This is a genomic window from Synechococcus sp. BA-120 BA3, from assembly GCF_034931285.1.
Classification (GTDB): Bacteria; Cyanobacteriota; Cyanobacteriia; order PCC-6307; family Cyanobiaceae; genus Cyanobium.
In genome coordinates this window covers 1-4,637 of record NZ_JAYGHZ010000093.1, presented here as the reverse complement: position 1 = coordinate 4,637, position 4,637 = coordinate 1, and the positions used below count along the sequence as shown (strand labels likewise).

Here is a 4,637-nt window from a genome sequence, read left to right as displayed (position 1 = left end):
TGCTGGTGCTGCTCACCCGCCTCTCGCCCGCCTTCCCCTTCAGCCTGCTGAACCTCGCCTACGGCCTCAGCGAGGTGAGCCTGCGCGACTACTCCATCGGCCTGATCGGCATCCTCCCGGGCACCGTGCTGTTCTGCGCCCTCGGGGCGGCGGCCGGGGATCCCCGGCGCTTCTCGGCCCTGCTGGCCGGTCCGGCCGATGGCGTCACCTGGGCCCTGCGGCTGCTGGGGGTGGCGGCCACCGTGGCGGTGGTGCTGCTGGTGGGCCGCCAGGTGCGTCTGGCCCTGGAGGAACGCGGGGTAGCCTCCCTCGTTGCGATGCAGGCCAGTGATGGTGACGGCCGAGACTCCCCCCCACCCCAGCGCCGGCGTCTGCCCGAACTGCGGCGGTCAGCACCTCACCCCGGTGCGACGGGTGCGGGTGAGCAAGGCCCGGGTGGCGGCTGAGCTCGCCCACTGCGCTGACTGCGACTTCCTGTTCCTGGCCGATCCCACCTGGCTGGATGTGGCCTACGAGGAGTCCTTCTACGGCGACACCGGTTACGTCGACCGCAACCTGCACGCCGCGCGGCTGCTGCGGCTGCTGCTGGTGATCGGTCGGCTGGGCCGCTTCGGTGCCAGCGAGCCAGGCTGCGACCTGGGCACCGGCCTGGGCATGCTGCCGCGCCTCCTGCGTGACCACGGCTTCGATTTCCACGGCACCGACGCCTACGCCGCGATGGAGCTGATCCGCCCCTTCTGCGGTCCGCCCGGCGATGGGCCGATCGGCTGCAAGACCGCCTTCGAGGTGATCGAGCATGTGCCCTGCACCCCCGACTTCCTGCGCCATGAGGTGGGGGCCACGCCCCTGTTCGTCTTCTCCACCCTGATGCGCCGGGAAGGGGAGATCCCCGGGCCGGACTGGTGGTACTACGCCTTCGGCAACGGCCAGCACATCAGCTTCCACAGCCGCCGCAGCTTCGCGGTGGCCATGGCGCGGGCCGGGATGGATCCGGCCTGGCTGGTCTGCATCGACGGCCCCGTGCATGAGCGGGCCCTGCACCTGATCGCCCCTTCGGCCCGCTGGCGCCGCGCCTTCCGGGTGGCCGGGTGGTTGGTGAATCGGGGCCTCGACGGGCTGCTGCTGCCGTGGCTGGAGCCCCTGGTGGGGCTGCGGCCGCGGATCATCCCCGACCACTACCTCGCCATGGAGCGGCTCAGATCTGCCGCAGAGCGTCAGCCTTGTCCTTGAAGTCGCTGAGCAGCAGCTGCAGGTAGGTGACCTTGCGCAGCTTGACGTTGGCGGTCAGCGACATGCCCACCTGCAGCGGCAGCACCTTGCCGCTCTTGAGCTTCAGCTGCTGGGAGTTGAGCCGGATGTCCACCGGAAAGCGGTAGAAGTTGTCCATCTGATCGGGGGGCAGGGCATCGGAGCCGATGCGCCGAACCGTGCCCTGCAGCACACCGAAATCGGTGGCGGGGAACGAATCGATGCTGATGTCGGCGGCCTTGCCCTCCGAAACGAAACCGATCTCCCGGCTGGGCACCTCCACCCGCGCCTCCAGCTTGTCGAAGGGCACCACCTTCATCACCGGTTCGCTCGTCTGGGCGACGAAGCCGCGGGAGCGGGACTTGAGCTCGAACACCACCCCCGCCTCCGGGGCCCGGATCTCCTGGTAGCGGATGTTGACGTTGAGCTCGGTCAGCTTGCTGCGCAGATCGGCCAGCTCGCTCTGGATCTCGCGGACGCCCTGCTGCAGGATCGCCTGCTGGCGCAGCCGGTCGACCTGGGTTTCCTCCAGCTTGCCCTGCACCTCCTGCACCTTGTTGCGCTGGGAGAGGTACTGGAGTTCGGCGGTGGCGCCCTCCTTGTTGAGGGTCTCGAGGCGGCCGAGCACGTCCTTCTCCAGGGTGAGGCTCTGGCGCAGCACCCGCTGCTCGGTGTCGTTGAACTGCAGGTAGCGGTCGAGTTCCACCTGCTTGAGCCGCAGCTGCTGCTGCTTGTAGCGGATCGTCTGCAGCAGGCTGCGCTGGCGGTCGCGGGTGGCCTCGGTGTCGAGACGCAGCAGCACCTGGCCCTTCTCCACCCGCTCGCCCTCCTTCACCAACACCTCGTCCACCACGCCGCCCACCGGCATCTGGATGTCCTTCACGGCGCCGATGGGTTCGAGCTTGCCCGGGGCGGTGACGATCTCCTCGGTCTGGGCGAAGGCCAGCCAGCCGAGGCCGAACAGGGTGACCCCCATCAGCGTCCAGGTGATCGAGCGGGCCCAGAAGCGGGACTGCTGCAGCACCACGTCGTCGCTGTCGGTGTGGATGCTGCGCTCAAGGCCGTTCTGGGCGCGGCGGAGCAGGCCGGCCGGGGTCGGCAGGGGAGGACGTGCCATCAGCCCGCCTCCTGCTGGCGATACAGCGCGAAATAGCGGCCCTTCAGGGCCATCAGCTCGTCATGGGTGCCGGTCTCGACGATGGCGCCCTGGTGCATCATCACGATCAGGTCGGCGCGGCGGATGGTGGACAGGCGGTGGGTGATGAAAAACACGGTGCTGTGGCTCATCGCCTCGCGCAGGTTGTCGCACACCTGGCGTTCGGTGTCGTAGTCGAGGGCGCTGGTGGCCTCGTCCATCACCAGCAGCTGGGGCTGGCTCAGCAGGGTGCGGGCGATGGCGATGCGCTGGCGCTGGCCGCCGGAAAGGGAGGCGCCCCGCTCCCCCAGGGGGGTGCTGTAGCCGGCGGAGAGCTCCATGATGAAGTCGTGGGCGCCGGCGATGCGGGCGGCCTGCACGATGGCGTCGCTGGGGGCCTCCGGGTTGGTGAGGGCGATGTTCTCGCTGATGGTGCCCGAGAAGAGCAGGGGGTCCTGGGGCACGATGCCCACCTGGCGCCGCAGGGAATAGAGCTCCACCTTGTCGATGTCGTAGCCGTCCACGAGAATGCGGCCCTTGCTCGGGGCATAGAGCCGCGGCAGCAGCTTCATCAGCGTGCTCTTGCCGCTGCCGCTCTGGCCCACGACCCCGGTGAAGGTGCCGGGGGGCACATGCAGGCTGACGTTGCTGAGCACCTCCGGCCCGCCGGGGTTGAAGCGGAAGCTGAGGTTCTCGAACACCACGTCGCCCTTCACCGGTGGCAGGGGGATGTGGCCGCGGTCGGCTTCGCTGGATTCCTCCGGCGTATCGACCACGTCGGCGAGGCGCTCGAACGAGACCCGCAGCTCCTGGATGTTCTGCCAGATCGAGGAGAGCCGCAGCAGGGGCTGGGTGACGTAGCCGCTGATGATCCGGAAGGCGATCAGCTGGCCCAGGGTGAGTTCCCCCTTGAGCACCAGGGTGGCCCCCACCCAGAGCACCAGCAGCTGGGAGAGCTTCTGGAGCACCGAGCTGGTCTCGTTGAGGAAGGTGCCGGTGATCGTCTTCTCGAAGGTGCGGGAGATGTATTTGGCGTACATCTCCTGCCATTTCCAGCGGCTCACCATCTCCACGTTCTGGGCCTTCACCGTCTGGATGCCGGTGAGCACCTCCACCAGGTGGCTCTGGGTGCGGGCGTTCTCCTCGGCCGCCTGGCGGTACTGGCGCCGGAACAGGGGCGCCCCCAGCAGGGTGAGGCCCACCTGGATCGGCAGCACCGCCAGGGCGATGATCGTCAGCAGCCAGCTGTAGATCGCCATCACGATGATGTAGATCACCGAGAAGGCGGCATCCAGCAGCGTGATCAGGGCCTGGCCCGTGAGGAAGTTGCGGATCTTCTCCAGCTCGGCGATCCGGGTGCCCAGCTCGCCGACGGGGCGCTTGTCGAAGTAGCCGAGCGGCAGCCGCAGCAGGTGGTCGATCACCTCGGCGCCGAGGCGCAGGTCGATGCGGTTGGTGGTGTCGGTGAACAGGAAGGTGCGCAACGAGCCGATCACCCCCTCCATCAGGGTGACCACCACCAGGGCCATGCCCAGGATCTGCAGCGTGTCGAGGCTGCGCTGGGAGATCACCTTGTCGATGATCACCTGGATCAGCAGGGGGTTGGCCAGGCTGAACAGCTGGACCACGAACGAGGCCAGCAGCACCTGGAGCAACATGCCCCGGTAGCGCTTCAGGGCCGGCCAGAACCAGCCCGGCCCGAAGGTCTGCTCCGGCGTGTCGATGCTGCGCTCCAGCAGCAGCAGCTCCAGCCCTTCCGGGTACTGCTCGGCGATCTGGGCGGGGCTCAGCTGCACCCAGCCCTCCGCCGGCGAGGCCAGCCGCAGGCCGGCGGCGTTGCTGGCGGTGGCGATGGCGAAGCCCTCCTTCCACGGCACCAGGCAGGGCGTGATCAGCCGGGTGGCGGAGGCCGCCGGCACCTTGGCGCCGGTGACCAGCAGGCCGAGCATGGCGGCGATCTGGCCGCAGAGCTGCAGATCCGGCGGCTGGCCGCGGCGCATCTTGTCGCGCAGGATCTTGTCCACCGCATCGCGGCGGTAGGGCAGCTCCAGCAGCTTGCCGAGCATCTGGAAGCAGGCCAGGGTCTCCTCCAGCGGACCGTTGCCCCGCACCAGGGTGAGGCCCCGGTCGCTGCGGTCCTGGCCCAGATCAAGGCTGCTGGGCTGGGCCAGCCCGCCGGCTTCAGCGGCGATCGGTTCCACCGGCCCGCCGGCACCGGCGCCGATCGGCTCCGGCGGCCCGTCCGCCTCCGGGG

At 69.1% G+C, this 4,637-nt stretch carries 4 protein-coding genes; 2 read left to right on the top strand and 2 right to left on the bottom strand.

Going from position 1 to position 4,637, the window contains the following annotated elements; all coding sequences use genetic code 11:
* Both VB737_RS05525 and VB737_RS05520 read left to right on the top strand, forming a co-directional pair.
* Positions 1–446, top strand: a 446-nt coding sequence (locus tag VB737_RS05525) for a TVP38/TMEM64 family protein (RefSeq protein WP_500311823.1), incomplete at its 5' end; no start/stop codon positions are given.
* Positions 331–1,230 carry a class I SAM-dependent methyltransferase gene (locus VB737_RS05520; protein ID WP_500311822.1) on the top strand — a complete coding sequence of 300 codons (900 nt, stop codon included), beginning with the start codon at positions 331–333 and terminating at the stop codon, positions 1,228–1,230. The genes VB737_RS05525 and VB737_RS05520, both read left to right, overlap by 116 nt.
* Here the strand turns inward: VB737_RS05520 and VB737_RS05515 are convergent.
* A complete protein-coding gene (locus tag VB737_RS05515; protein ID WP_500311820.1) occupies positions 1,196–2,365 on the bottom strand; it encodes an HlyD family secretion protein in 1,170 nt (389 codons plus the stop codon). The two genes, VB737_RS05520 and VB737_RS05515, sit on opposite strands and share 35 nt — an antisense overlap.
* The coding region (locus tag VB737_RS05510; RefSeq protein ID WP_500311818.1) for a peptidase domain-containing ABC transporter at positions 2,365–4,637 on the bottom strand (2,273 nt) is incomplete at its 5' end. The genes VB737_RS05515 and VB737_RS05510, both read right to left, overlap by 1 nt.

Coding starts and splice junctions, on each gene's coding strand:
- VB737_RS05520 (WP_500311822.1), top strand. CDS start 331: ATGGTGACGGCCGAGACTCCCCCCCACCCCAGCGCCGGCGTCTGCCCG.
- VB737_RS05515 (WP_500311820.1), bottom strand. CDS start 2,365: ATGGCACGTCCTCCCCTGCCGACCCCGGCCGGCCTGCTCCGCCGCGCC.